The following is a 26,410-nucleotide window of genomic DNA, read 5'->3' on the forward strand; positions in this document are numbered from 1 at the left end:
TTCTTTTACAGACACTTGCGATCTATTATACAGGTGTTGCACAATCACCGTGCCGCCAATGCTGATGCATACTGAAGTACAGTGCAATTATACCTCATTGTTTACGATATGCAACACCCACTGTCGGCTGTTTTTATATTTTTTGTTGCGATTGGGCTATAACAAAAAAGGCCCCAAATTACTTTGGAGCCTTTCAGTTATTTAAACTTTATTTTATTTAAGGTCTTTCTTTCCAAAGTCAACGATTACCGGTGTTGCCACACAGATCGACGAGTATGTACCGAAAAGAACACCAATTAATAACGCGAATGAGAAGCCTTTGATCACATCACCACCAAAGATGAACAATACTAACAATACGAATACCACGGTTAAAGCAGTGATAATGGTACGGCTTAATGTACTGTTGATGGCTTTGTTGATAACCTCTTCTGGTTTTTCGTTTTTGTTAGAGTGCTCAAGGAATTCACGGATCCTGTCAAATACTACCACGGTATCGTTAATCGAGTAACCGATAACTGTAAGGATAGCCGCGATAAACGCCTGGTCAATATCCAATGAGAATGGAAGGAAACCATTGAACAATGAGAAGAACGATAATACCAACAGCGCATCGTGAGCTGTAGCGATCATCGCGCCTAAGCTGAACTGCCATTTACGGAAACGGATCAGGATGTAAGCCGAGATCACGAAGATGGCAAACAATACAGTATAAATAGCTGATGTTTTTAACTCATCGGCAATGGTAGCACTTACTTTTGAACCACCCAAAATGTTGCTGTCGCTGATTTTGGTTTCGGCTTTATTAGCTAATGTGCTCACCAATGTAGCGCGTACTTTAGCATCTGCAGCGGTTGAGTTATCATTAAACAGGTAGTTGGTTGTGATACTGAATTTATCGGTACCCATGGTTTTAACCTCGGTACTGCGACCTAAAGTAGCATCAATGGCCTCGTGGATCTGCTCGGTAGTAACAGTTTTGTTAGGGAAGCTAACGATGTAGTTACGGCCTCCTTCAAAGTCAACACCGTAGGTAAAGCCGCGGGTGAAGATAGATACCAAACCAGCAGCAATGAACAAGCCTGAGAAAATGTAGAACTTACCGCGGTTTTTTACGAACGCGAAGTTTGCATTTTTAAAGGTATGTGAGCTCCATGGGTTAGAGAATTTGATATCCATGCCTTTATCAAGCATCCACTCAAATATAACCCTTGAAATCAATAATGAACAGAACAATGAAGTAGCGATACCGATCATCAAAGTAGTTGCAAAGCCCTGGATAGGACCTGAACCGAACACAAACAGGATTAAACCGGTAAGGAATGTACTGATCTGTGAGTCAAGGATTGAAGGTAAAGCGTGTTTGAAACCGTCAGAAACAGCAACCCTTAATGATTTGCCTAAGCCGAGCTCTTCACGTACACGTTCGTAAACCAATACGTTAGCATCTACCGCAATACCCAAGGTTAATACGATACCTGCAACACCCGGTACAGTTAATACCGCGCCTAAGCTGGTTAATACACCCATCAGGAAGAAGATGTTGATAACTACCGCAACTACCGCTACAGTACCTGCACGGTTGTAGTAAGCAATCATGAAGATCAACACTACCACCAAACCTAAAACACTTGAAGTGATACCTGCAGTAATAGCTTCCTGACCTAATGACGGACCTACAATTGACTCAGATACGATGTGAGCAGGAGCAGGTAAACGGCCAGCTTTTAATACGTTGGCTAAGTCGCGGGTGTCATCAATGGTGAAGTTACCAGAGATTGACGATACACCACCTGAAATTTCGTTTTGTACAGTAGGAGCAGAGTATACGTTATCGTCCAATACGATGGCGATAGCTTTTTTGTTAGTACCAGATGATGCTTCGGCAGTAACGGCACGCCATTTTTGAGCACCTTCTGAGTTCATGATCATCACAACCTCGGGGCTGCCTTTCTGGTCGTTATCAGCACGGGCATCGTTAATTACGTCGCCTGACAGTACAGGGCCATTATCAGCACCGGTAAGTTTAATAGCGTATAAGGCGAAAGTTTTAGTGTTTTTAACCGGTTTTACTTCCCACAAAAATTTGATGTTACGTGGGATAACCGCCAAAACATCCGCGCTGTGCAGGTATGAGTTAACTTTAGCAGTATCTTGTAATGGAGCATAACCAACAACCGGGCCAGGGCCTAATTGCTGCTGACCGTTTGCACCCTGGCCAACATTTAATGACATTACAGCAAACAGCGGGTGCTGTGAAGCCAATTTTGTTTTGCTTAATGAAGCAGCTGAAGTATCGTTTTTAGCAGCGTTTTTCTGAACCTTGCTTAACAATGAACTACCTTTAGCAGTATCTGCTTTTCCGGCAGCAAGTTTAGCAGTAGTATCAGCTTTTGCTGATTTACCTGTATCGGCTTTAGCTGTTTTGCTTTTAGCTGCAAGCAGGTTATCAACGTTGATCAGGTATTGGTAAGCCTCAGCGTTGTCAAAAGTTTCGTAAAACTCCAATTTTGCCGAACCTGAAAGCAATTTACGAACACGCTCCGGCTCTTTAACACCTGGCAACTCAACCAAAATCCTGTTTGAACCTTGTTGCAACTGAATGTTAGGCTGGGTTACACCAAACTGGTTGATACGGGTGTTCAAAACAGTAAATGATTGTTTAACCGCTGTTGAAGCCAGATCCTCAAGGTAAGTTTTAACCTCGCTGTTTGAAGCATTAAACTTCAGGTGGTCCTGGTTATCTTTTGTTGAAAAGATGGCGGCAAGCTTACCGTTAGGGTTTAGCTTTTCGTATTCGCTTACAAATAACGCGATGTAATCTTTCTGGTTGGTTTGAGCGTTAGCCTGTAATTTATCGGCATTAGCCAAAGCCTGGTTAAAAGTAGCATCAGGATTGTTATTGGCGATTTTCCTAACAAGTTCATCAAGCTGGATCTGCATGGTAACGTTCATACCACCCTTAAGGTCCAAACCTAATGCAATTTCCCTTTGCTTTACATAAGCATAGTCATGTTTTAACAGCGGATATACCGGCTGGTTAGAGATCGAATCTAAATAAGTTTTCTCTTTTGTAGAATCTCCTTTGGAGTATTCCCTGGCATCACTCTCAACTTTATGGGCCACCCACGTAAATGATAGCTGGTATAAGCACACCACTGCCAGTAGTATGGCGAAAAATTTAATAACCCCTTTGCCTTGCATTGAATTTGTAATATGTAATAAATTAGTTTATAAGCTTTTTTAATAAGGCAGCAAATCTAATAAAATTTCGTAAGGACAAAATTTTAAATTAAAACAAAATGATGACAAAAAATGTTACCGACGTTCAAGTGTGATAAACGAATATTTATACTTGTTTTTTTCGTCGGGCTCAAAATCTTCACGATCTTTTTCCTGCCACTCATCAGGATTTAACTCCGGGAAAAATGTGTCCCCTTCAAAATCCTGGTCTATTATGGTGAGATATATGCGGTTTGTAAGCGGAATAGACTGCCGGTAGATCTCGGCCCCGCCAACAACAAAAACTTCTTCCTCGGTTTTGCAAAGCTCAATGGCTGCCTCAATAGATGGCACTACCTCGCAACCCTCAATACTGATGGCCTGACGGGTAACAACAATATTGCGGCGCTTAGGCAAAGGCTTACCAACAGAATCAAAAGTTTTGCGGCCCATGATCACGGTATGCCCGGAAGTAACATCCTTGAAATGTTTCAGATCGTTAGGCAGGTACCAGAGTAGTTTATTGTCTTTGCCAATAGCATGGTTTTTGGCTATGGCTACGATGATGCTTAGTATCATTAGTTCATTAGTTCATTGGTTCATTGGTGCTAAGCAGATGAACCCGTGTGTTTTTTTTAGCTATGTTTTTCAAAGCGTCATTGCGAGGCACGAAGCAATCCCAAACTATACAGAGTTGCTCTGCTAATCAGGGATTGCTTCGTGCCTCGCAATGACGTTTAGTTTATTTTTGTAAGGATAGTGAAATTCTATTAATTCTTAAGTCTGGCCATAGGTAAGCACCAATGAACCAATGAACAAATGATTACACCGCCACTTCCGCCTTAATGTGTGGCCATGGATCATAGTTCTCGAGCGTGAAATCTTCAAACTTGAACGAGAAGATATCTTTAACCTCCGGGTTGATTTTCATGGTTGGCAACGGACGCGGATCGCGGCTTAGTTGCAGACGTGCCTGCTCCATATGGTTGTTGTACAAATGGGCATCGCCAAAGGTGTGTACAAAGTCGCCAAGGTCAAGATCGCATACCTGCGCCATCATCATGGTGAGCAGGGCATAAGACGCAATGTTGAACGGAACTCCCAGAAATATATCAGCACTCCTTTGGTATAGCTGACAAGAGAGCTTTCCTTTAGTTTCGCCCTTTGTAGTATCGGGCGGAGCTACGTAAAACTGGAACAAGCTATGGCACGGCGGCAGGGCCATCTGGTTAACCTCGGCAACGTTCCATGCCGATACAATGATGCGGCGCGAGTCGGGGTTATTTTTAAGCTGGTTTACCACTTGTTTAATCTGGTCGATATGACCGCCATCTGGCGTTGGCCATGAGCGCCACTGTTTGCCGTACACCGGGCCAAGATCGCCGTTCTCGTCGGCCCATTCATCCCAGATGCGTACGCCGTTTTCTTTCAGGTAACGGATATTGCTGTCGCCGCTCAAAAACCAGATGAGCTCGTGAATAATAGATTTGAGGTGGAGCTTTTTGGTGGTCACCATCGGGAAACCATCCTTAAGGTTGAAACGCATCTGGTAGCCAAACACACTTACCGTACCGGTGCCGGTTCTGTCATGCTTTTGCGCGCCGGTTTCCATCACATGCCTCATCAGGTCGAGATACTGTTTCATTTTTTTAGTTGATTAGGTGAGTTGTTGATTAGGTGAGTGGTATACAGGTTTATTGGATAGGACACCAATGAACTATTGAACCAATGAACTAATGAACATTTTCAAAGGGCAAAGAAAAATAATCTACCTTTGGTTTCCTACGGATGTTAGCAAATACATCACGTGTTAATTACTTTGTATGATTTTATTTCCGAATGCAAAAATAAACATCGGCCTCAATATTACCGAACGCCGGCCGGATGGTTATCATAATCTCGAAACCATTTTTTATCCTATTGATATTAAAGACGCCCTTGAAGTAGTAAAAAGCGACAAGCTCAGCTTTACCTCAACTGGTCTTGATATTCCCGGACTAATGGAGGATAACCTGTGCGTTAAAGGCTACCACATGCTGAAGCAAGATTTCGATTTGCCGCCGGTTAGCATCCACTTGCATAAACATATCCCGATAGGCGCTGGGTTGGGCGGAGGCTCATCCGACGCTGCTTTTTTTATCAGGCTGATGAACGACGAATTTAAGCTTGATTTATCTGTTGATGAGATGACAGATTACGCCCGCCGTCTCGGTGCTGACTGTGCTTTCTTTATTGAGAATAAACCGGTGTTTGCCTTTGAGCGTGGCGACGAATTTGAGAGCATTAAACTGGATCTGTCGGCTTATAAAATAGTGCTGGTAATGCCACCTGTTCACGTATCAACCGGCGAGGCTTTCAGGGGCATACAACCTGCTCCTGCAAAGGAGTCGTTATTTGATCTTATCAACGAGCCAATAGCCGACTGGAAGAAGTTTATCAAAAATGATTTTGAACAAACCGTGTTTAAAAATCACGTGGAGATCCGAGGTATCAAAGCTACCCTTTATGAAGCCGGCGCCATCTACTCCAGCATGAGCGGAACCGGCGCGTCTGTATTCGGGATTTTTGCAGATACACCCGACCTGAAATTTTTAGAAACGGAGAACGAAGTGTTCTATTTATGATATCATTGTTGATGTCGGATTTCGGATGTTCAATTTCGGAATTAGCTGGATTTTAGAAGCTGCCTTGAGGTAAAAAAAGCGTCATTGCGAGGAACGAAGCAATCTCCGATTTACAGAGCGACTCTGTACAGTTTGGGATTGCTTCGTGCCTCGCAATGACGTGGTGCTGTTAAACAGACTTGCGAAGTTTTTAAAACTTCGTAAGTCTTAAAATGAGGTTATCAGATAAGCAATTTTGTTTGCTCCATTACACACAAAAATGCCGGATGGTATATTGATCAATAGAACGATCAATACCTCATCCGGCATCTTAATTTTATATCGGGCATCAATCTCGAAATCCGTCAATCAAAAAATCCGAAATTGAACATCCGAAATCCGAAATCGAAAATAAATCAAAGCCCCGCGTCTTCACTTACTCCGCGTGCTATTCCTTCTACCCAGTCGCTCTCGCCCCAGCCTTTGGCTACGGCGGTTAATAAGCGGCCGTGTACGGCGTTTGCGATTGGCATAGGCATCTCGCTTGTCTGCGATAATTTGAATGCAAGACGCGCGTCTTTATAGCCCAATTTTGACTTGAAGCCTACCGGCTCATACTGTTTACCGGCTATAAGCTTACCGTAGTTTTGAAAGATAGGAGCGTTGAAAAGTGTGGAGCCAAAAAACTCGGAAACCTGAGTTCTGCTCAGTCCATTTTTTTCGGCGAGGGTAAATGCTTCGGCCATCATTTCCATGGATGCCATGATCATGAAATTGCCGGCTATTTTAACCACGTTTGCGCCACCTGCTGAGGTGCCAAAATCTATTACCGCCTGACCTAATAAATCAAGGATAGGGCGGGCGTCGGTCTTGGTTCTTTCGTCGCCCGAAACACAGATCCAAAGCTTACGTGCCCCGGCTGCTTCGGGCCTGCCGAACACCGGAGCGGCGAGATAACGGCTACCGGCCTGCTCGTGTAATTTAGCCAGTTCCTCCGAAGTTTGGGGCGAAATTGTGCTCATGGAGATGTGCACAGCATTTGGCTGTAGCGTTTTTAAAATTCCGCCGTCGCCTACAGCCGATTCTCGCAACACTTCATCATCCGACACCATTGTGATTAAAAATGGCACGTCGGCGGCCGCTTCGGCAGGGCTCAGGCACCTGGTTACGTTGTCGGTGCCAAGCTCGTCAATCTTTGAAAGTGTACGATTGTAAACCTGTAGGTGGTACCCCGAGTCGATCAGGTTTTTGGCCATGTTGATACCCATGTGGCCAAGGCCTATAAATCCAATTCTTGTTTTCATATGTTAGCTGATGTATTCCCTGTCTTCGTCGCTTAGTGTATCGGTGTTGTCTTTTTTGTGTAGGGCGTCATGATACCCTTCAATATCATACTTCTGTTTTTTGGGCCAGGCGACAATCAGGCCGAGCACAAAACCCGTTATGGCAACTACAAGCATCATCATTAGTTTAGATACCCTGAAAGTGGCGAACAGAAATTTGAAGTAAACCTCATCTGTGTTTTGCATCAGGACGATGGTAAGCAAAACTGCGATGGCTACAATGACTATAGTTTTAATGCTCATGATGAATGTTGGTTTTAGAGTAATACAATATCCGCTTTTTAAATGTTTAATAAAAATTGATCTCCGGTAAATTGATGTCCCGAAATCTGATTGAGCCGGAGCGGTAGGAATCTTTGTCTTTTTACCTCCACTTATTTACTGCTGCCTACAGTGTGGGGTATTCTCGTTGCTTTTAAGATTTCGGCATTTCGTTTGGCCAATGATAACGCTCCCAAAACAGAAGTAGGTCGAGCCGCATAAAACGTTGCGCCTTATTTTTTCAGGGCTAAGATTTGTGCACCCAACTTTCCCGCAGCTTGTGGTTTTGGCAAATTTTGATGCCTGAAATTTCTCCGGCACAATCGTACGAGAGTGAAAAAAAATCAATACGAAGGCGAGCTCTGTATACAAGCAGGAGAGATGCGCTGATTTTTTTTGATTCCTGAATAATTACTTCACTACACTTTGTAAAACCATTGCTGTATTTACCTTGATTGAAACTTTTACCTTATGTAATATGATTTAATTATTTGATTATTAAAATTATATAGTTGTTTTAAAAAGCGATAATTTTAATTACTAATATTTTTAGTTTTTTATGATTTTACTTAGCTTGCTTATTGTTGATTTATTGTTTATATAAACAATATAAATATCTCATTTTTAGTTTTATATTTTTGTTAATTAAATGTATATTTTAACTTTTAAAGTTTAAAATAATCGAATGAAATCCAATTTTATGAAATTGACTGTATGATTTTGTGATTTTAATTTGATACACTAAGTAAAAAATGGATTTTGTCGCTATTTTGCGCTGAAGTGTTGATTGAGCCCGGAATACCCAAAAAAATTAGAATCGCTCTGAGGGGCTAAAAATGGCCAAAACTGGTATGGGGAATTTGCCCCTATTTGGGGCTGGAAATTATAAATACAGGAAAGATTTGAATTTTAAAACAGCTGTCCGATAGCCGGCGGAAGTACTTTTTTGGTAACCGATTTTATGAAGTGAGGATGTGGAAAATGAAAAAATCAGACGCGGTTTTTACTCCTGGTAATTTGCTTCTGCGCTACGGGGTATAAAAAAATTGTAGATAAAATAAGGACTGCGCCACCCCAAAATCCCAGGGTCATTTTATTGATGTCTCCAAAAAAAATGAACGACATGATGATACCGTACACCGGTTCAAGGTTGGTGATGAGCGCCACCCGAAAGGCCGACAGTTCGCGCATTACGGATACACCCGCAACGTAAGCGAGCGATGTGCACACCGTTCCAAGCAGTACCAGGTAACCGATATCTGCGGGCTTCAACAGCATGGCCCGGGTATAGCCCGAGGTTATAAACAGGTATATGGAGATCCATACGAAGGCGCCGGAAAGCTCGTAAAATGCAATGACAGGAGCTTGTATTTTTTGTACCTGGCGCGAGTTTATGATAGAGAAAAGGCTTGCACAAACGGCACTCGAGAGCCCGGTTATTATACCCTTAGTGTATCTGCTTTCAAATTTAAAAATCAAAACGATGCCGGTAATAATTAAAAGCCCGGCCAGGATCTCCAGTTTTGAAATGCTTTTTTTATTGATCAGCGGCTCAAAAATTGCCGTGAAAAGTGTGATGGATGAAAGGCAAACCAGCGTTACCGCGACGGTTGAAAGTTTGATTGCGGCGAAAAAAAGGATCCAATGAGCACCTACAATTGCGCCGGTAAGTACCAGTTTTATCAGTGATTTTTTATCGATCTTAAAATCGGTTTTGTTGAATTTGAAATACAAAAACAACGAAACAAAGGCTATAAGTACCCTAAACCATACCAATTGTACGGCCGAAATACTGATCAAAGCGCCTAAAATTCCTGTAAATCCCCATACAAAAACCGTAAAATGAAGGATAATTAGGTTCTTATTTAAGGTAGAAGGGGTGTTTTGTGCCACTATTTAGGTGCTTTTAAAAGTAGGTAATAGCCTAAAATACCGAAAATGATGTTAGGAATGAAAACGGCGATCAATGGAGACATGCCCCCTTTTATCGAAAATACCAGGGCAAACTTCTCTAATATAATATAGGCGAAGCATAATAATATACCTATACCCAGTGGTAAACCAACGCCTCCGCGTACCTTTCTTGATGATATGGAAACGCCAATTAGCGTGAGCACAAACGCCGATAAAGGGTACACAAACCGGTGGTATTTTTCAAAATAAATGGCCTTTAAATATTCGGGCCGGCGCAGTTTTTCTTTGTCGATATTTTTGTTCAGGTCGCTTAATGACATCGCCTGGTATACGTTATCATATACAATGAAATCGCTCGGGTGCATGTCTAAAACGGTATCTTTTGGCGCGTCACTTTTGATAAATTGCTCCTTCATTCCGTTCACATATTTGACGCTGTATGACATAAGCGACCACTTTCTTTTTACAGAATCATACTGAATCCTATCGGCGATTAGCTTTTCCCTTAACGTATCGCCGTTGAATTTTTCCATGATGAAATTATATCCAAGGTGTGTTGTTTCATCATAGTTGGCAAGATAAACAAAGGTATGTTTGTCAATTTGCATGTGTACTTCCAGCTTGGTGGGGTCGTTATCCATCATGCCGTTGGCGTTTTCGAAATCGATTTTGAGGCGGTTTGTATACGGAATGAGGTAAACATTTGCAAAAAATGACACCACAAATATGATAGTAGAAGCAATTGCATATGGTCGTAAAAAGCGGTTGAAACTTGCTCTTCCGCTCAGGATCGGGACGATTTCTGTCTGATTTGCCATCTTGGCTGTAAAGAAAATTACAGCCAAAAAGTTGATCAGCGGCGACAACATGTTCAAATAAAACGGAACAAACCCGGCGTAATATCTGAATACAATATCGTGAAAGCTGGCGTGTTTATTCAGGAAGTTATCCAGCTTTTCCGATACATCAAATACCACAGATATCACCATAAAAATGCCCATGGTGAAGATGAAAGTACCCAGGTATTTTCCGATAATAAACCTATCGATGATCTTTAAATGTCTATGAAAAAAAGCTTTCATCTATCGGTATTTTTTTGATTTTTTGATGTTCATTTTTGAGTTAAAATCTCTGAAATTTTTAATTGCTTACAAGCGTTGTCCCAGGCGTTTTACCATCATATTTTTCCAGTCGTAAAACTCGCCTGCAATGATTTTTTTTCTCGCTTCTTTAACCAGCCACAAATAAAAATGCAAATTATGCAAGGTTGCAATCTGTGCGCCAAGCATCTCTCCGGAATGAATTAAATGACGGAGATACGCCTTGCTGTAATCCCTGTCGGAAAACAAATCGCTGTCATCTTCAATGGCCGAGAAGTCGTTTTTCCACTTCTCGTTTTTGATGTTGATGATGCCGTTTTTTGTAAAAAGCATCCCATTACGCGCGTTACGGGTTGGCATAACACAATCAAACATATCAATACCAAGGGCTATATTTTCGAGGATGTTTACAGGCGTGCCTACACCCATTAAATAACGCGGTTTTTGCTGTGGCAATATATTGCATACAATTTCGGTCATGGCATACATTTCTTCGGCTGGTTCACCTACAGAAAGGCCACCTATTGCATTGCCTTCACGCTCGTAAGAAGCAATAACTTCGGCTGAGCGTACGCGCAAATCTTTATATACCGAGCCTTGAACAATAGGGAAAAGTGTTTGGCTGTAACCGTACTTTGGCTCGGTGCTATCGAATCTGTCGCAGCAGCGTTTCAACCAACGGTGGGTCATTTCTATTGATCGTTTGGCATAGTTGTAATCGCATGGGTATGGAGTACATTCGTCAAACGCCATGATGATATCGGCGCCAATTATGCGCTGAATATCCATAACATTTTCGGGCGTAAAGAGGTGTTTTGATCCGTCGATATGCGAGCGAAAAGTAACGCCTTCCTCTTTAATTTTACGTACTTCGGTTAATGAATATACCTGGTAGCCGCCGCTATCGGTTAAGATAGGGCCGTCCCAGCCATTAAATTTATGCAGCCCTCCGGCACTTTCAAGGGTATTTAACCCGGGGCGCAAGTATAAATGGTAAGTGTTGCCAAGTATAATTTGCGCTGAAATATCCTGCTTAAGCTCATGTTGATGCACTGCTTTTACAGTACCTGCAGTACCTACAGGCATAAATATCGGGGTTTGTATAGTACCGTGGTCGGTAGTGATCTCGCCGGCGCGGGCCTTTGAAAGCGGATCTTGTGCTGTTAAGTTAAATTTCATTTTAGGGTTGCAAAATTAGCAAAAAAAAGCCTCCCGACCGTTCTTTCAAGGGCGTCATTACGATAAAAGCTATTTATAAAGGTGCTGAATATTAAAACCATGTTAATTAATGGCCTTTATTTTACGGGAATAAAATAAGAGCATATTAAACTTCAAATTAACGCTGATATTGGCAGTTAATTTCATTGATTTTTAACAAATTTGCCTCATTATTTTTTTTGTTTGGAAACGTACTTACACGACGCGCTTTTTATTCTTTTTCAGCTTTGTTTTATAGTTCAGCTGTATTATCTGGTAAGCAGGCATACCCGCCTTGCAGGCTTTAAACCCGCTGAGGGGCTGCCGCCGCAGGTTATGATCCCTGTTTCGGTTATTATAAGCGCCCGCAACGAAGCTCGCAACTTACAGGAAAACCTTCCGGCCATACTGGAGCAAAAGTACGCCGATTTTGAGGTTATTGTTATTAATGATTGCTCGTATGATGCATCCGACGAAGTACTTGAAGACCTGCAAAAGCAATACCCGCATCTTAAAGTGGTTACCATTACAGAGCATGACCGCTTTAAAACCGGGAAAAAATTTGCCCTTACATTGGGGATCAAGGCCTCAAAAAACGAGTACCTTATATTTACCGATGCCGATTGTAAGCCCGCTTCCGAAAATTGGATCAGCCGGATGGCAGCCAATTTTACCAGCGGTGTACAAATTGTGTTAGGTTATTCACCTTATATTAAGGCCGGCGGTTTTATTAACACTTTTACACGTTTTGAAACAATAAAAACAGCCACAAGTTATCTGTCAAGCGCTTTAACAGGTGATCCTTATATGGGTATTGGCCGTAACCTGGCGTATACAAAATCTCTATTTTTTAGTGCAAAAGGCTTTGCATCGCATATGCATGTAATATCGGGCGATGATGACCTTTTTGTTAATCAGCATGCCACTGCCGATAACACAGTTATTGAATTAAACCCCGAATCCTTCATGTTTACCGAGGCTAAAACCACTTTTAAATCGTGGTTTAAGCAAAAAAAACGCCACATGGGGGTAGGTAAACTGTATAAAAACCAGCACAGGCGCATGCTTAGTTTTGACGCAATAAGTGGATTTATATTTTATATTTTATTAATATTATTCCTTATTTTAGGGTATGAGCCGTTACTGGCATTAGGTTTGTGCGTTTTTCGATTGATATTACAAGCGGCCATTTATAATCGTATATTTAAAAAACTGGATGCTAAAGACCTCTTGTGGTATCTTCCCTTTTTTGACATATTATATTATATGTATTTAAATGTTTTTGGATTGATCGGTACCTTTTTAAAAACTACTCAATGGAAATAAACGCCAACTTTACCGAGAATGCGAAGAATGATTTTCACTTGGTAGTGAAAGCCAGGCAAGGAGATCAGAAAGCCTACGCCGATCTGATGCACCGTTATAAAGATTCGATTTACTTTATGGTGCTGAAGATGGTAAACAACAAAGAAGACGCGATGGATTTAACGGTTGAAACCTTTGCCAAAGCATTTGAAAAACTTGAAAAATATCAGCCTGATTATGCTTTTAGCACCTGGCTTTTTAGGGTGGCAACTAACAATTGCATTGATTTTATCCGCAAAAAAAAGCTGACCACCATGTCTATCCATGGCATGATGGATGATGACGGAGACGAAAAGCCATTACAAATTAAGGCAGATATTCTCAATCCGGAAGAAACTTCTATCAAAAAGCAACAAACCCAGGAGCTGAAATTGTTGATAGAAAGCTTGCCTACACGTTACAGAAACCTCATTACTTTACGCTACTTTGATGAGCTTTCGTACGAGGAAATAGCCCAGCAGCTCGACCTTCCGTTAGGGACTGTAAAGGCCCAATTATTTAGGGCGAGATACCTGCTTGGTAATATTATTAACCGTTTTAACAGGGATGACATCTGAAATAATTCTACAATATTTTCCTGATTTAAGTACAGAACAACGCGCGCAATTTGAAAAACTGCCAGCGTTATATGAACATTGGAACAGCCAGATCAACGTAATTTCGCGCAAAGATATTGATCTTTTGTACGAGCGTCACGTACTTCACTCGCTTGGAGTTGCCAAGGTTATGACCTTTTTACCCGGCGAAAATGTACTTGACGTAGGCACCGGCGGGGGCTTTCCGGGTATTCCTTTGGCTATTTTATTTCCCGAAACGCGCTTCCATTTGGTTGATTCTATCGGGAAAAAAATCAAGGTTGTTACCGAAGTTGCAGCGGCTTTAGGCCTTAAAAATGTAAAGGCATCACATGCAAGAGCAGAGCAAATTGACGACAAATTTGACTTCGTAGTATCGCGCGCCGTTACCCAATTAAAAGATTTTTATCCCTGGGTAAAAGGTAAGTTTAACAAAGAATCTAACAATAAATTGCCCAACGGAATCCTTTATTTAAAAGGAGGCGACCTTGATCAGGAGATCAAAGAATCGGGTTTAAAAGTTGTTCAATATCATCTGAAAGATTACTTTAAAGAAGAGTTTTTTGAAACCAAACAGGTGATTTACGTGAAGGGGTAATACCCTTTTTTTGTTATGCTGAGTGGCTGTAAAGTATACAAAGGCTAAGGATTTTCACGGAAAATCCTTAGCCTTTGTTAATTATAGGGCTTGAAGATTGCTGTCATCCTGAGCGATAGCAAAGGATCTTCATTGATATCCACAACCGCTATACAGGCGAAAAAACTCCTCCGTTTTTGTTCCTGATTCAATTAAAATAGGGTGTCATGCTGAGCCTGTCGAAAACATAGTGGGGTGGCCTCTGCGCGCGCCCTTCGACAAGCTCAGGAGGACAGTCCCTCTGCACCCGGTCTAATTTTATTTTCAAAAGTTGATGGATTTTAGCCGCACTAAATGCAACTAATCCACTCCTTTTTTATATCAAATGATCGTGGTGTTGGTTATCAGTGCGTGACGCAGCCCAGAAAACAAATCCCAGGAAAAACAAAGCACCACCTGCAAAAACAGGTAGTTTAAAAGTCCATCCGCCATTTACTCCTAAGGTAATAATTGAACTGCCCGAACTATCTACAGCGTTGATAGTATGGTGATAGAAGAAGTTGCCTGCAATGAGCATCACAATGCCCACAATTGCTAAAATGATACCAAACCTTTTCATATTATCAAGTTTAAAAATTGAATAAATCAGGTTACCGGTAAGGCTCAGGAAGTATAATTGGTATAAACTAAACAAAGCGTATTTGGATAGGTTTCCCTTGTTTGGTTAAAATCTGTAAGATATATAACTAAGTTACAAACTTTTAAATAGTTAATGAAATATTTAAAAGTTTAAAAAAAGGATACTTTAAAAAGGAGGAATGGGCTTTACGCAAAAAATTGCCGGGACGGTTTTAGGCCGATCGGCAATGAATTTAGTTGGAAAAATAGAATAATTTAGTCTACATACCCAACAACAACAACCTGACTTTTTTCTTTGTCGATATTGTTAGATATAAACTTATCATTTGAAGTTGCCAGTTCAAGAGCTACGGTAACTGTATAATCACCCTGGTTTAAGCCTGCGAGTTTGCCATCAAAATCACTCACTACTCTTGCTACCTCTTTGTCTATTTGAGGGTCAGCAGATTTAAGTACTTTAACCCCGTTTATTTTTCCGTTGCTTAGCTTAAAACCCACCGTTACCTGGCCTGTAATGCGGTTATTGCGTGCTGCAGCCGGGTACCTTACATGCTTAGCTATGTATTTGTAAAGCGGGTCCATCGGATCTGCAGGTGGCGGTGGCGGCGGCAATTTCGCTGATGCTGAAGGTTGTGCAGGGGCTATAGGCTCGCCTACAGGAATAGCTTCCTGAACTTTTACCACCTTGGGCGCCTTTTTTACTTTTTCCGGATTTGGCGGTGGCGGCGGGACCTTAGCATCAATGCCTTTAGTTTTTTTGCCCGGAGCAGGAGGCGCAGGTGGCGGTGGCGGAAGTTTTGGGTAGATCATCATTTTAGGGAAGGTATAGCCATATTTACTTTTCAGCGTAGCCAATTCCTCTGGTGTTGCTTTGCTTTTATAGTATTCTTTCTGTTCTCCGTTTTTTTCGGTAATGATCACCCTGTAATCGGTTTTATTGTTAACCAGATAACCGGTTTCCTCGTATTGATAACCTTTTGAGGTACGATCTTCTTTTTTTATGCGAATTGGATCTGCTTTTATTGTATCAGCAGAACTTGTTTGTGCATTTGCCGATGGGGTAACGATCTGCTGTTTAGGCATCAGATCAATAAATCCGTAGCTTTTACTGAATACTAAGGTCGACGCGCAAAGTAGGCCGGCGCTTATGGGTACGGCCACGAGGTATTTTAGCCTGGCTAATTTCCCCGAACGTTTTTGGTTTAACATGATTATCCTCTTTTTTAATAAGTTATAATTGAAAAATGAATGCGCGAGGGATGAACCGTTTAATCCATAAGCGTTGCTTACTAAAAATGATGAATAGCTTAGGGCGTCGCTTTCCTGTGCAGCTGTTTGCTCATCAGCTATATATTCATGTATAGTTTTCAGGCTTATCTGCAGTAAATAAATCAGCGGATTAAACCAGTTTAGGATCTTGATCAGCTCCAGGAAAACAATATCTGCCGAGTGTTTTTGACGGATATGCACCAGTTCGTGCCTGATTATGATATTGTTTGCTTGTGTTTTTGTGCCGATAAAAAGATAATTGAAGAAGGAGAAAGCTGTATTTGAACCTTCAATGCTTATAAGTTTATACTTATCATGAACCAAAGTTTTGGTGGCTTTTGTAAGTTTGGCCAGCTGGTATAATCTTACTAAAAGTACCGTCGTAAGCACTATTGCACCCAATATATAAGCGTAAAGCAGCAGTTCCTGAAGGCTTGAGGCAGGTTGCGAGGCCAGTTTATGATCAATAGCTTGCTTACCGTTGCGTGGTATAATAAAAGTGGTAGTAGGCGATTCAGTTACTTTTAGCCAGCCAATTTGTACCACCGGTAATACAAACGAAATTACGCAACTCAGTAAAAGGTATACACGGTTTAGGGTGTAGTGTGTTTCCTTGTTCAGAAACAGGCAATATACCGCATAAAATATGCAGAGGTACAAATTTGCCTCCAGGAGGTAATGCAGCCAGTTCATTGTTTTTCGTTTTTAAGTTTATCAATTAATGAAGTTAACTCGTCCAGTTCCTTTACGCTGATCTTCTTTTCGTCAACAATGAATGATACCAGGCTTTGATACGAATTGCTGAAATAGTTAGTCATCATCTTATCAAAAGTGAACTTTTTGTAGTCAGCATCGCTGATTAAAGGGAAGTAAACATGCGAGTTTCCGTAGGCCTTATGGTCAATAAAACCCTTGCCTTCAAGCACCCTTACCACGGTTGATACGGTGTTATAAGCTGGTTTGGGCTCCGGCATTTCCTCAATAATGTCTTTAACAATGGCCTCCTTCAGCTGCCATAGTATTTGCATTACCTGTTCTTCGGCTTTGGTTAGTTCTTTAATATGCATAGCAAACTATTTTTATAGTTAGATAAAGGTAAAACTATTTTTATAGTTTGCAAACTATTTTTGTAGTTTTTATTTAACGAAGGATTTTTCCGCTTGATAATCGGCCGAATATTTATAATTTGCGCGGCTGTAATCTATCATCAGCGCATCTAAACCCAATGTCATTACTCCATAAAGTTGCCTTATCTTTTGTTAAAAATCTCGGCCCGGTGGCGGCCAAGTCTCTCATTGCATACCTTGGTAATGAAGAAGAGGTATTCAGGACATCGCCCGAAAAAATGATCAGGATCCCCGGAATAGGAGAGAAGCGCGCTGTGAAATGGGATTTTGATGACGCCTTAAAACAAGCCGAAAAGGAACTGAAATTTGTTGATGAAAATGGGATAGATGTTATTTTTTACACGGATGCCCGATACCCGAAACGCTTAAAAAACTGTCATGATTCGCCTGTGCTGCTTTACGCGAAAGGGAAAATGGACCTTAATCCGCCTCATATCATCAGTATAGTTGGCACCCGTAACGCTACGGAGTACGGCAAGCAGCTATGCCATCAGTTAATAGAAGAATTACAGCAATATAATGTATTAATAGTAAGCGGACTGGCGCACGGTATCGACGTTGCAGCTCATAAAGAGTGCGTAAAGATAAACCTGCCAACTGTAGGCGTGCTTGGTCACGGGCTCGACAGGCTTTATCCCGCTCAAAACCGGGCCACTGCCGATAAAATGCTTCAAAACGGAGGTTTGCTGTCAGAATATCCATCCGGAACTAATCCCGACAGGGAAAACTTCCCGCAGCGAAACCGCATTGTTGCCGGGATTGCTGACGCGACGGTGGTCATTGAAGCCAGTATAAAAGGAGGGGCACTTATCACTGCCGAAATAGCCAATTCCTATAACCGGGATGTATTTGCTTTTCCGGGCAGGTTGGGCGATGAATTTTCTGAAGGGTGTAACTTTCTGATCCGCAATAACAAAGCAAGCCTGCTAACCTGCACTGCCGACCTGGCTTTTAGCCTGGGCTGGGAAAAAAATGATGTAAGTAAGCCGGTTGAGCAATTTATGCTGCCCTTTGATTTGTCAGACGATGAACGGCTGATCATGGACATATTACGGCAAAATAACGCTCCAATTGCGATAGATGATCTTACCTTAAAGGCCAATATGCCAATGAGCCAACTGGCTATGACACTGCTTACCATGGAAATGCAAGGCTATATCAGCTCATTGCCGGGAAAGACTTATAAGGTGAATTAATCTTAAGTTCTAAGTCTTAAGTCGAAAGCCTTAAGTTGATAGTTCTAAGTGGAAATTCAGACTCCAGACACAGAACTTAAGACTCCAGACTTAAATCTACCCTTTCGGTGAATCGAAATGGATTAGTTTTCCGTCTTCTTCGCTGATGGATTGCCAGGTATCGTTTTCAAAAGCGATGATGGCCACAGCGCAAGTAGGCATTTCCTTTAACTGGCTGGTAAGGTAATATAATATCTGGCTAATACCGGGATTATGGCCCACCACGCCTATAAAATCATACTCATCCGGAAGGCTGTTAATTACTTTAACCCAGGTGTTTTCACTGGCTTCGTAAATTTTTTTGTCTTCACCGGGTGCCGGTAATTTAAAATGGTTGGCAAAGATCTCGGCGGTGGTTTTGGTACGCAGTGCTGGACTGGTTATTATAAATTCGGGAATCTGTAATTGACCTTTTAAAAGTGTAGCCATTAAAACCGCATCCTGCATGCCCGATTGTTTCAAAGGTCTGTCAAAATCAATATAACCGCTTTCATGGGTAGCTTTTGCGTGGCGTATTAATAATAACTTTTTCATGATTTTAAACGGGTTAGCGATGGGTTTATAATATTAAGGTGTTGTAAATATAACGTGAAAGTTTTTCAATAGGTTTCAATAATACTAAATAAAAAAAGGAGAAGCGAAAGCTTCTCCTTTTTAAAAGAGATGGACAAAAAGCCCTTTTTTCCCTTTTTTAATTAAAACGCGTAACCAACCGAAACGCCGAAAACGCGGTTTGTAAGTTTAATGCCATTAACATTGGTAATGTTGGTTAATCCCCAGTCATAGTTGGCATTAATAAGGAAACCGGTTTTAAATTTAAAGCCAACAATAGCGTCTAAACCGGCATCGGTTCTTTTGATCTGATCCTGGCTACTGCCAAATTTAACGTCTTCGGAGCTGCCGTTGTCATCTTTTGCTTTTCCTGAAACACCCATGCCCAGGTAGGGGCCGGCGCCAAAATAAAAGTCGCCAACAACCGCAGGAACGTGATAAACAACGTTTACAGGTACTTGTAAATAGTAAAGTTTTACTTTGCTATTTGAGCTTGCTTCATTGTCGACAGCTACGCTTGACGAACCGCCTTTACCGGTAAAGTTTAGGGCCGGTTGCAATGATAAGTTGCCAAATTTAAAATCGACAAAAGCGCCTACATTGAATGAGGTTAAGCTGCCGGAATTGCCGGAGCCACTAAATCCATCAACTGTTGCATGTAAAGTAGCGAAGTTTACGCCACCTTTAACACCAAAGGTTGGTAATTGAGCAAACGCGGCAAAAGATGCCATTAAAAGGCACAGGCTTAGTAAGGTTTTTTTCATGGTGTAAGGATTTTAAGTTAATTCACAAATTTATACAAATACACTTAGTATAAAATATATCTGGTGTTTTTTGTGGGATATTAACAGTAGTGTGCTTGTAAGTATTACTTAAGCAATGTTTTACAGTGTTGTGTTATCGATTGGAGAAATTTACGATATCTGCCTCAGGCATATCGTTCATACACTTAAAGTGCCCAAGCGGGCATTTCTCGAGACCGAATTTTGAGCAGGGGCGGCAGGATAGATCAACGCCCGCAACCAATACTTCTTTTACTTTATATGGCCAAACACCCAGCAGATCGGGCGTGGTGCCGCCCCAAACAGATGCTATTGGCACGTTAAAAGCCTCGGCAATGTGGGTGAGGCCGGTATCAAAACCTATTACATTCTTAGCTTTCGATACCAGGAATACTGATTCGTCAAGAGAGGTAATACCACAGGCATTATAAACAGAAGTGCCTATGGCAGCGGCAATTTCATCGCCATTAGCCTTAACATCATTGCCGCCTAATAATAAAACCGGTAGTTTAAGCTGTTTGCAAATGCTAATGATCTTGTAATTGGGCATGCGCTTGGTGAAATGTGTTGCGCCAATTACAAAAGCAGCGTATCCGTTTTGATGACTTACAGGGAGTAATTTGGTAATATCATGTTCGGCCTTGATATAGTAGTCGATTGGGTTATCATCATTAACTACGCCTAAAAACTTAACGGCTTTCAAATACCTGTCAACCAAATGATCCTTACTTACCAGGTTTCGCTTTAGCTTTAAGCTCAGCCATTTGAGGATGGGCTGTTTTTTATAGGTTGATGCCTTAATTCCTGTACGCAGTTTAATAATACTGGTTCGGAGGTTGTTATGCAGATCGATTATCTGGTCGTACTTTTCGGCTTTGATCTCGTTGATCGTATCTGTTAAGGAAGGTTTTAATAACAGTAGTTTATCAACGTAAGGATTGTTATCGTAAATATACTTAAAGGCTGGTTTGGTTAAAAAGTGGACCTCGGCATTAGGAACCTGCTTTTTTAGGCAACGTACAACAGGTGTGGTGTAAATTATATCACCCATCGAGCTAAAGCGGATCACCAGTATCTTCATGTTGTTATTTGGGCTCAGGAAATCTGGTTCCTGATTTTTTCGATTATCGAGGTTGACGAATATCCTTCAACAAAGTTAATGGTTTTAACCTCGCCTCCGTTGGCTATCACTTCTTTGGCACCTACAATGTTCTCAACCGCGTAATCCGCGCCTTTTACCAGGATATCGGGCAGGAGCGAACTGATCAGGTTAAGCGGTGTATCTTCTTCAAAAACAACAATGGCATCCACAAAAAATAGGGCTGCCAATAATGCGGCACGGCTATTTTGATCGTTTACCGGGCGGGTTGGGCCTTTGATACGTCTTACCGAGCTATCGGCATTGAGACCAATCACCAGCTTATCGCCAAGTTCGGCCGCTTTGGCCAGGTAGGTGAGGTGCCCTATATGCAACAGGTCAAACACGCCATTAGTAAACACCACTTTTTTACCTTCGGCTTGCCAGTTTTTGATTTGGGATTGCAACGATGGTTGATCAGTTATTTTATCAAGAAGTGTTTTTTCGAAGCCGGTTCTCATTTAGTTTTCCTGTTGAGACGCATCACATGCGTCTTTTTTTTAATGACCAAAGATATAAAGACGCATATGATGCGTCTCTACTTGTTGTTATTCAAAAAGGTTATCTACGGCAGTACACAGGATATGCCCAATAAGGATGTGCATTTCCTGGATGCGTGCAGTGATGTTGGATGGCACGATGACATTCAATTGGCAAAGGCCATTCATTTTACCGCCGTCCCTACCCGAAAGGCCTAAGGTTTTAAGCTCCAGTTTTTTAGCTGATTCAAACGCCGCCAATATCCCCGGACTGTTACCACTGGTCGAAATACCGATGAACAGATCGCCCGGTTTGCCAAATGCTTCTACCTGGCGCGAAAACACATGCTCGTAGCCATAATCATTAGCTATCGATGTAAGTGCCGAAGTATCTACCGTTAAAGCAATACCTGGCAAAGGTTTACGGTCTTTTACAAAACGACCGCTAAGCTCCGCGGCAATATGCTGGGCATCGGCAGCACTGCCGCCATTGCCGGCCAGTAGTACCTTGTTGCCGCTTTTTATGGTTGATGTGATCATTTCACAGGCTGTCTCAATATCGCCGCTAAGGGTATCAATTACCTTTTGCAGGGTATCCTGATGATCTTTAAGTTCGTTTAATATTTGAATTTTGTTCATTAATTTATTTCATTGGGTCATTAAGTCATTTGGTCATTTTTTCTGACCTTTCGCCTTTGACCTTTTCCCTTTAGCCTTAATTTGACCTTTTCCCTTTAGCCTCAATTAGCCGCCGACTTTAATATATCTTCAATAATCTCATCTACAGTAGTTGTGGCGCTGCCAACCCTGCGGATTACTATGGCGGCGGCGTGGTTGGCCAGTTCGCATGAGTCTTCAATACTTAAGCCACCTGCCATGAAGTAAGCCATGGTTGCCAATACAGTATCGCCGGCACCGGTTACATCAAAAACTTCGGTTGCTTTTACCGGTAAGCTTTTATGATCCTGCTCACTTAGTATTACCATGCCCTCTTCAGACAAAGTAACTACAATGTATTGCGTACCCGTTTGCTCAAAAATAACTTTCCCGGCCTGCTGCAGGCTTTCTATCGAGTTGATCTTTTCGGTTTTAGCGGCTTCAGACAGTTCCTTGCGGTTAGGTTTGATGATAAAAGCACCTTTATATTTTTCGTAATTAAGCCCTTTAGGGTCGATGATCACTTTTTTGCCTTTAGCATTCGCGGCCTTTATAATGCCTTGCGTTAAAAACGGCGAAAACAAGCCTTTGTTATAATCAGATAAAAGTACCATATCGGCATTATCAATATAACCGTTGAGTTTGCCGATAAGCTCATTAGCAATTGGCTCCGATACCTCGTCGGTAACTTCACGATCAACCCGTACCAGTTGATGACTGCCTACAACAACACGGGTTTTAACAGTTGTTGGTCTGCCGTTATCCTTTATAATAGTGTCAGTTTCAACACCTTCATCGGTCAGGATTTTGATTAGTTCGCCTGCCGCCTGATCGTTACCAATTACACCCGCAACAATAACTTTTGCCCCTAATGATACCAGGTTTTGAACCACATTGCCGGCACCGCCCAATGTAGTGGTTTCGTTTTTTACATTTACAATAGGTACAGGTGCCTCGGGCGAAAGGCGGGTGGCATTGCCCCATATATAATGGTCAACCATCAGGTCGCCAATAACCAGTATTGCCGGTTTATGTGCCGAAGCCTGTATGGATCGTACTTTGTCTTTAAGGTGGTTCATTTAATTTTTAGTCATTATTTCATTGCGTCATTAAGTCATTGTTTTATCGGGAAAATGCCTTAAAAACTAATCTTCGATCTCTAATCACTAACCTCTTTTCTTAGTAAACGCTTTTGTAATTTCATCCAGCGACATGGCATTCATGCACATCTCTCGGTATAAGCCGCCTTTACGTGCCGCAAGGATGCCGTAATGCATATCTGTAAAACCTTCAATGCGGTGGGCATCGGGGTTTATGGAAAGCATAACACCTTTATCTAAAGCATATTGGTGCCAGCGCCAGTCGAGGTCAAGACGCAGCGGATTTGCGTTGATCTCAATAACCACATTATTGGCAGCGCACGCGTCTATTACTTTTTTATAATTGATAGGATAACCGCCACGACTTAACAAAAGCCTGCCGGTAGGGTGCCCCAATATGGTTGTGTACGGATTTTCAATTGCAGTGATCAGCCTTGAAGTTGCCTTTTCCTCGTCCATTTTAAGGATTGAGTGCACAGAGGCTACAATGAAATCAAATTTTTGCAGGATCTCATCAGGATAATCAAGCGAACCATCATACAAAATGTCCGACTCAATGCCTTTAAAAATATGAAAGCCGTCGATTTTTTTATTCAGGGCGTCTATTTCTTCGTGTTGTTGCAGTACCCGTTCAATGCTGAGGCCCTTTGCATAAAAAGCGCTTTTGCTGTGATCGCACATACCCAGGTATTCGAGTTTCAGGGTATCCCGGCAGTAAAGTGCCATTTCTTCAATGGTATTTACCCCGTCGCTCCAGGTACTGTGATTGTGGAGCGTGCCTTTCAGATCATGCCAGTTGATTAGTATTGGCAGTTCGTTCTTTTCGGCTTTTTCAATAAACAGGGTGCCTTCACGCAATTCGGGCTGCATCCAGGCCAAACCGGCTTTGGTATAAATGAGTTCTTCACTCGCAGGTTGTTCCATCGGTGTGTTGATCCTGTCAAAAACAGCCTGTACGTGGTCATCTGTACCGGTGTTAACAAACAGTTCATAATAATAATCCGCTTTATCAACACAAATAATATCAACCAGCAAGCCATTTTGCAGCTCACCCTGAATATGATTTTTATTCTGAGTTACGTTGCAAAGAATAGTAGAATTTACCAACGCGTTGTAAGCCACATCCTGGTTAAGACTGCCAACTACAATCACAATTTCGGTAATGATCTCATTTAAACGCCTGAATTCACCTGCGAAATGTTTCAGCGCATCAGGGAAAATGGCCTTTACTTCATCCATCAACTCATTAGCTTCCTTCTCGACCTGCGCAAAAAGGAATTTGCCATTGCTCGCCATCCTGAATTCAATAGCTTTACGGATTTCCTCCTGTGTTTTAAGGCCGAAACCTTTCGCTTCAATCAGGCGGTTTTCATTACATGCATAAAATAGTTCGCCTGTATTTTCAATTCCCAGCTCTTTCCAGATAATGGCTACCTTTTTAGGGCCTATACCTTTGATCCCCATCATCTCAACCACTCCGGCAGGCGTTTTATCCAACATGTCCTGTAGTTCGGTCATGGTGCCGGTTTCAAGTAGTTCGGCTACTTTGCCGGCTATGCTTTTGCCTATGCCATCAATCTTTTCCAGTTCGTCCAGTTTTTTGCCGGCGATAGGGAAGGGCAGCTTGTCAACTTTAAAAGCTGCATTAGCTACCGATTTGATCTTGAACGGATTAACCTCATGGAGTTCCATGAGTTGCGAGAGTAAGCGAAGCGTGCGGGCTATGGGTTTGTTTTCCATAAATACAATGAGGCGGTAAAAATACAAAAAGCCATTGTAATGACAGCTTAAGGAGAGGGTTTGTTTTTGCAGGACGGAATTTTCATTCGAAGACACAAAGTATTCTAAATGTGTTGGAACGTTTAGAGCCCTTGGGCTTTGCGTGGTATTTCAAATTATACAGTAAGTAGCCATTGAATTATTTAACTTTAATAAAAAGACCATGCCCAATTACAACGATATCCTTTACGCGGCAGAAACTCATGCAGTTGATGAGATTAAAGCGTATTTTAATAAAGGCGGCAGTCCGAATGAAGTTCATGACGGGACTCCGGTTTTTACTATGATGGTTGAAATGTATGCCCGTGGACCCCGGTTTAAGGATTGCGTTAGGGTATTCATTGATGCAGGACTTGAATATGAAGACAAGGCTTTGCTGGCGGTTTTGGCTCATGATGAAGAAATGCTAAAACTGACTTTAAATTCAGACGCTTCAGTTGTTGACAAAACATATTTCTTATATAATAATACCTATACGCCATTAACCGGCGGCACTTTAATGCATTTTTGTGCCGAATATAATAGCTTGGCCTGCGCCAAAATACTTTTAGATCATGGTGCTGATATAAATGCTAAAGCGGCATATGATGAATATGGCTTCGGCGGACATACGCCTATTTTTCATACTGTCAATCAAAATGGCAATAGCTCGGTTGATATGCTTCACTTTTTGCTGCAAAACGGAGCCGATCTGTTGTATACGGTTAAAGGTCTGATCTGGGGCAGGGGATATGAATGGGAAACGTTTGTGCCGTCGGTAAATCCAATAAGTTATGCTATGATGGGCTCATTACCTCAATTTCATCGTAAGGAACAAACAACTATGGAAACTGTGAGCCTGCTGATAAAGCATGCTTATGGAATTAATTATGTGCCAAATAATGTACCTAATGCTTATTTGATGAGGGGGTAGATAAATAGTACTCAACAGACTTAAAGTTTTAAAACTTCGTAATCCAATAAGTAAATTAACTACGTAGATATTTCTTTAAAACGGTTCTTTCTGCATTTTCACTGGGCCAAATCTCTATTCGATAGAAATCATTACCTTCATCTCCATCAACAGAAGCAAGGTTTGAAGAATATATCCTAACCCTATAATTTCCAGGCGCGGTGCGTAATTCTATTTGTACTGTCCAATCCGGGCAATTAAGTATTTGGATTACTCCGGATTTTATATCAATACCAGCCTCAACAACATGATCGAAACTGGAAAAATCTACAATGTTATTCGCTGTCTCTAAAATTTCAAGTTCGGCTTTAACGGGGCCATAACATTCCGTTCTTATACCTAAAACGCCATCTTCAATAGCTAACCGATCTTCATAAGCTTCGTTTGTACAAAAACTTGCAGAATCAGTTTGGCCGGGAGAGCTTTCATCATAAACATAAAACTGGTTATATGAAGTATAGAAATCCAATGGATATTTCATGGTTTAAGTTTTTCTAAAAATAAAAAAAGCCACCCAAATCGGGCGGCTTTTCACAATCAAAAT

At 41.6% G+C, this 26,410-nt stretch carries 25 protein-coding genes; 6 read left to right on the top strand and 19 right to left on the bottom strand.

The annotated features are described in order from the left end of the window. Positions 1-213 precede the first annotated feature (213 nt). The 3 genes from secDF to DEO27_RS05235 form a co-directional block, all read right to left on the bottom strand. Positions 214-3,204: a protein translocase subunit SecDF gene (gene secDF, locus DEO27_RS05225; protein WP_112574100.1), complete on the bottom strand. Its 2,991-nt coding sequence runs from the start codon at positions 3,202-3,204 to the stop codon at positions 214-216. Between the two features lie 114 nt (positions 3,205-3,318). Continuing rightward, positions 3,319-3,801, bottom strand: a complete 483-nt coding sequence (locus DEO27_RS05230) for a dihydrofolate reductase (RefSeq protein ID WP_112574099.1) — start codon at positions 3,799-3,801, stop codon at positions 3,319-3,321. Positions 3,802-4,045: 244 nt separating this feature from the next. After that, complete coding sequence (locus DEO27_RS05235; RefSeq protein ID WP_112574098.1) at positions 4,046-4,867, bottom strand: thymidylate synthase; 822 nt, start codon at positions 4,865-4,867, stop codon at positions 4,046-4,048. 178 nt (positions 4,868-5,045) lie between these two features. Between DEO27_RS05235 and ispE the strand changes: the two genes are divergently transcribed. Then, entirely contained in the window at positions 5,046-5,846 is an 801-nt protein-coding gene (ispE, locus tag DEO27_RS05240; protein WP_112574097.1) for a 4-(cytidine 5'-diphospho)-2-C-methyl-D-erythritol kinase, read from the top strand. Between the two features lie 395 nt (positions 5,847-6,241). Here the strand turns inward: ispE and DEO27_RS05245 are convergent, their stop codons facing one another. The 5 genes from DEO27_RS05245 to tgt all read right to left on the bottom strand — a co-directional run bounded on the left by DEO27_RS05245 (position 6,242) and on the right by tgt (position 11,622). Next, positions 6,242-7,129, bottom strand: coding sequence for an NAD(P)-dependent oxidoreductase (locus tag DEO27_RS05245; protein WP_112574096.1), 888 nt, complete (start codon positions 7,127-7,129; stop codon positions 6,242-6,244). A gap of 3 nt (positions 7,130-7,132) precedes the next feature. After that, the gene (locus DEO27_RS05250) at positions 7,133-7,411 is read right to left on the bottom strand and encodes a lipopolysaccharide assembly protein LapA domain-containing protein (protein WP_112574095.1); all 279 of its coding nucleotides are present in this window, start codon (positions 7,409-7,411) and stop codon (positions 7,133-7,135) included. 1,008 nt (positions 7,412-8,419) lie between these two features. Continuing rightward, positions 8,420-9,322 (bottom strand): DMT family transporter, encoded by a 903-nt coding sequence (locus DEO27_RS05255; protein WP_112574094.1) that lies wholly within the window; start codon positions 9,320-9,322, stop codon positions 8,420-8,422. Beyond that, on the bottom strand, positions 9,322-10,425 hold the full coding sequence (locus DEO27_RS05260; RefSeq protein WP_112574093.1) for an LptF/LptG family permease: 1,104 nt from the start codon (positions 10,423-10,425) through the stop codon (positions 9,322-9,324). Before DEO27_RS05260 ends, DEO27_RS05255 begins: the two co-directional genes overlap by 1 nt. A gap of 66 nt (positions 10,426-10,491) precedes the next feature. Next, a complete protein-coding gene (tgt, locus tag DEO27_RS05265) occupies positions 10,492-11,622 on the bottom strand; it encodes a tRNA guanosine(34) transglycosylase Tgt (protein WP_112574092.1) in 1,131 nt (376 codons plus the stop codon). A gap of 222 nt (positions 11,623-11,844) precedes the next feature. Between tgt and DEO27_RS05270 the strand changes: the two genes are divergently transcribed. From DEO27_RS05270 to rsmG, 3 genes are read left to right on the top strand one after another with little or no spacing between them, the layout of a single operon-like run. Further along, positions 11,845-12,966 (top strand): glycosyltransferase, encoded by a 1,122-nt coding sequence (locus DEO27_RS05270; protein ID WP_112574091.1) that lies wholly within the window; start codon positions 11,845-11,847, stop codon positions 12,964-12,966. Continuing rightward, on the top strand, positions 12,957-13,562 hold the full coding sequence (locus tag DEO27_RS05275) for an RNA polymerase sigma factor (protein WP_112574090.1): 606 nt from the start codon (positions 12,957-12,959) through the stop codon (positions 13,560-13,562). Before DEO27_RS05270 ends, DEO27_RS05275 begins: the two co-directional genes overlap by 10 nt. Then, positions 13,552-14,178: a 16S rRNA (guanine(527)-N(7))-methyltransferase RsmG gene (gene rsmG / locus DEO27_RS05280; RefSeq protein ID WP_112574089.1), complete on the top strand. Its 627-nt coding sequence runs from the start codon at positions 13,552-13,554 to the stop codon at positions 14,176-14,178. The genes DEO27_RS05275 and rsmG overlap by 11 nt, the downstream gene beginning before the upstream one ends. A 355-nt stretch (positions 14,179-14,533) precedes the next feature. Here rsmG and DEO27_RS05285 read toward each other — a convergent pair whose 3' ends face one another. From DEO27_RS05285 to DEO27_RS05295, 3 genes are all read right to left on the bottom strand, one after another. Continuing rightward, the gene (locus tag DEO27_RS05285; protein ID WP_121810747.1) at positions 14,534-14,776 is read right to left on the bottom strand and encodes a hypothetical protein; all 243 of its coding nucleotides are present in this window, start codon (positions 14,774-14,776) and stop codon (positions 14,534-14,536) included. Between the two features lie 275 nt (positions 14,777-15,051). Continuing rightward, positions 15,052-16,758 carry a M56 family metallopeptidase gene (locus DEO27_RS05290; protein ID WP_112574087.1) on the bottom strand — a complete coding sequence of 569 codons (1,707 nt, stop codon included), beginning with the start codon at positions 16,756-16,758 and terminating at the stop codon, positions 15,052-15,054. After that, the gene (locus tag DEO27_RS05295; RefSeq protein WP_410505399.1) at positions 16,755-17,093 is read right to left on the bottom strand and encodes a BlaI/MecI/CopY family transcriptional regulator; all 339 of its coding nucleotides are present in this window, start codon (positions 17,091-17,093) and stop codon (positions 16,755-16,757) included. The genes DEO27_RS05290 and DEO27_RS05295 overlap by 4 nt, the downstream gene beginning before the upstream one ends. Before the next feature lie 197 nt (positions 17,094-17,290). Between DEO27_RS05295 and dprA the strand changes: the two genes are divergently transcribed. Further along, positions 17,291-18,388 carry a DNA-processing protein DprA gene (gene dprA, locus DEO27_RS05300; protein ID WP_112574085.1) on the top strand — a complete coding sequence of 366 codons (1,098 nt, stop codon included), beginning with the start codon at positions 17,291-17,293 and terminating at the stop codon, positions 18,386-18,388. A gap of 96 nt (positions 18,389-18,484) precedes the next feature. Here dprA and DEO27_RS05305 read toward each other — a convergent pair whose 3' ends face one another. The 7 genes from DEO27_RS05305 to DEO27_RS05335 all read right to left on the bottom strand — a co-directional run bounded on the left by DEO27_RS05305 (position 18,485) and on the right by DEO27_RS05335 (position 24,875). Further along, entirely contained in the window at positions 18,485-18,961 is a 477-nt protein-coding gene (locus DEO27_RS05305; RefSeq protein ID WP_112574084.1) for a SixA phosphatase family protein, read from the bottom strand. Positions 18,962-19,122: 161 nt separating this feature from the next. Further along, entirely contained in the window at positions 19,123-19,743 is a 621-nt protein-coding gene (locus DEO27_RS05310) for a porin family protein (protein ID WP_112574083.1), read from the bottom strand. 133 nt (positions 19,744-19,876) lie between these two features. Then, complete coding sequence (locus DEO27_RS05315) at positions 19,877-20,842, bottom strand: glycosyltransferase family 9 protein (RefSeq protein ID WP_112574082.1); 966 nt, start codon at positions 20,840-20,842, stop codon at positions 19,877-19,879. Between the two features lie 14 nt (positions 20,843-20,856). Beyond that, positions 20,857-21,360 (bottom strand): D-glycero-beta-D-manno-heptose 1-phosphate adenylyltransferase, encoded by a 504-nt coding sequence (gene rfaE2 / locus DEO27_RS05320; RefSeq protein WP_112574081.1) that lies wholly within the window; start codon positions 21,358-21,360, stop codon positions 20,857-20,859. Positions 21,361-21,447: 87 nt separating this feature from the next. Further along, positions 21,448-22,017 (bottom strand): D-sedoheptulose 7-phosphate isomerase, encoded by a 570-nt coding sequence (gene gmhA, locus DEO27_RS05325; protein WP_112574080.1) that lies wholly within the window; start codon positions 22,015-22,017, stop codon positions 21,448-21,450. A 101-nt stretch (positions 22,018-22,118) separates the two neighbouring features. Then, a complete protein-coding gene (gene rfaE1 / locus DEO27_RS05330; protein ID WP_112574079.1) occupies positions 22,119-23,114 on the bottom strand; it encodes a D-glycero-beta-D-manno-heptose-7-phosphate kinase in 996 nt (331 codons plus the stop codon). An 87-nt stretch (positions 23,115-23,201) separates the two neighbouring features. Continuing rightward, on the bottom strand, positions 23,202-24,875 hold the full coding sequence (locus DEO27_RS05335) for a DNA polymerase/3'-5' exonuclease PolX (protein WP_112574078.1): 1,674 nt from the start codon (positions 24,873-24,875) through the stop codon (positions 23,202-23,204). Positions 24,876-25,077: 202 nt separating this feature from the next. Between DEO27_RS05335 and DEO27_RS05340 the strand changes: the two genes are divergently transcribed. Next, positions 25,078-25,827, top strand: a complete 750-nt coding sequence (locus DEO27_RS05340; RefSeq protein ID WP_112574077.1) for an ankyrin repeat domain-containing protein — start codon at positions 25,078-25,080, stop codon at positions 25,825-25,827. A 55-nt stretch (positions 25,828-25,882) separates the two neighbouring features. Here DEO27_RS05340 and DEO27_RS05345 read toward each other — a convergent pair whose 3' ends face one another. Further along, positions 25,883-26,347 (bottom strand): hypothetical protein, encoded by a 465-nt coding sequence (locus tag DEO27_RS05345; RefSeq protein ID WP_112574076.1) that lies wholly within the window; start codon positions 26,345-26,347, stop codon positions 25,883-25,885. Positions 26,348-26,410 lie beyond the last annotated feature (63 nt).

The sequence above is a fragment of the Mucilaginibacter rubeus genome, from assembly GCF_003286415.2.
Taxonomy (GTDB): domain Bacteria; phylum Bacteroidota; class Bacteroidia; order Sphingobacteriales; family Sphingobacteriaceae; genus Mucilaginibacter; species Mucilaginibacter rubeus_A.

Coding starts and splice junctions, on each gene's coding strand:
- secDF (WP_112574100.1), bottom strand. CDS start 3,204: ATGCAAGGCAAAGGGGTTATTAAATTTTTCGCCATACTACTGGCAGTG.
- DEO27_RS05230 (WP_112574099.1), bottom strand. CDS start 3,801: ATGATACTAAGCATCATCGTAGCCATAGCCAAAAACCATGCTATTGGC.
- DEO27_RS05235 (WP_112574098.1), bottom strand. CDS start 4,867: ATGAAACAGTATCTCGACCTGATGAGGCATGTGATGGAAACCGGCGCG.
- ispE (WP_112574097.1), top strand. CDS start 5,046: ATGATTTTATTTCCGAATGCAAAAATAAACATCGGCCTCAATATTACC.
- DEO27_RS05245 (WP_112574096.1), bottom strand. CDS start 7,129: ATGAAAACAAGAATTGGATTTATAGGCCTTGGCCACATGGGTATCAAC.
- DEO27_RS05250 (WP_112574095.1), bottom strand. CDS start 7,411: ATGAGCATTAAAACTATAGTCATTGTAGCCATCGCAGTTTTGCTTACC.
- DEO27_RS05260 (WP_112574093.1), bottom strand. CDS start 10,425: ATGAAAGCTTTTTTTCATAGACATTTAAAGATCATCGATAGGTTTATT.
- tgt (WP_112574092.1), bottom strand. CDS start 11,622: ATGAAATTTAACTTAACAGCACAAGATCCGCTTTCAAAGGCCCGCGCC.
- DEO27_RS05275 (WP_112574090.1), top strand. CDS start 12,957: ATGGAAATAAACGCCAACTTTACCGAGAATGCGAAGAATGATTTTCAC.
- rsmG (WP_112574089.1), top strand. CDS start 13,552: ATGACATCTGAAATAATTCTACAATATTTTCCTGATTTAAGTACAGAA.
- DEO27_RS05285 (WP_121810747.1), bottom strand. CDS start 14,776: ATGAAAAGGTTTGGTATCATTTTAGCAATTGTGGGCATTGTGATGCTC.
- DEO27_RS05290 (WP_112574087.1), bottom strand. CDS start 16,758: ATGAACTGGCTGCATTACCTCCTGGAGGCAAATTTGTACCTCTGCATA.
- DEO27_RS05295 (WP_410505399.1), bottom strand. CDS start 17,093: ATGCAAATACTATGGCAGCTGAAGGAGGCCATTGTTAAAGACATTATT.
- dprA (WP_112574085.1), top strand. CDS start 17,291: ATGTCATTACTCCATAAAGTTGCCTTATCTTTTGTTAAAAATCTCGGC.
- DEO27_RS05305 (WP_112574084.1), bottom strand. CDS start 18,961: ATGAAAAAGTTATTATTAATACGCCACGCAAAAGCTACCCATGAAAGC.
- DEO27_RS05310 (WP_112574083.1), bottom strand. CDS start 19,743: ATGAAAAAAACCTTACTAAGCCTGTGCCTTTTAATGGCATCTTTTGCC.
- DEO27_RS05315 (WP_112574082.1), bottom strand. CDS start 20,842: ATGAAGATACTGGTGATCCGCTTTAGCTCGATGGGTGATATAATTTAC.
- rfaE2 (WP_112574081.1), bottom strand. CDS start 21,360: ATGAGAACCGGCTTCGAAAAAACACTTCTTGATAAAATAACTGATCAA.
- gmhA (WP_112574080.1), bottom strand. CDS start 22,017: ATGAACAAAATTCAAATATTAAACGAACTTAAAGATCATCAGGATACC.
- rfaE1 (WP_112574079.1), bottom strand. CDS start 23,114: ATGAACCACCTTAAAGACAAAGTACGATCCATACAGGCTTCGGCACAT.
- DEO27_RS05335 (WP_112574078.1), bottom strand. CDS start 24,875: ATGGAAAACAAACCCATAGCCCGCACGCTTCGCTTACTCTCGCAACTC.
- DEO27_RS05340 (WP_112574077.1), top strand. CDS start 25,078: ATGCCCAATTACAACGATATCCTTTACGCGGCAGAAACTCATGCAGTT.
- DEO27_RS05345 (WP_112574076.1), bottom strand. CDS start 26,347: ATGAAATATCCATTGGATTTCTATACTTCATATAACCAGTTTTATGTT.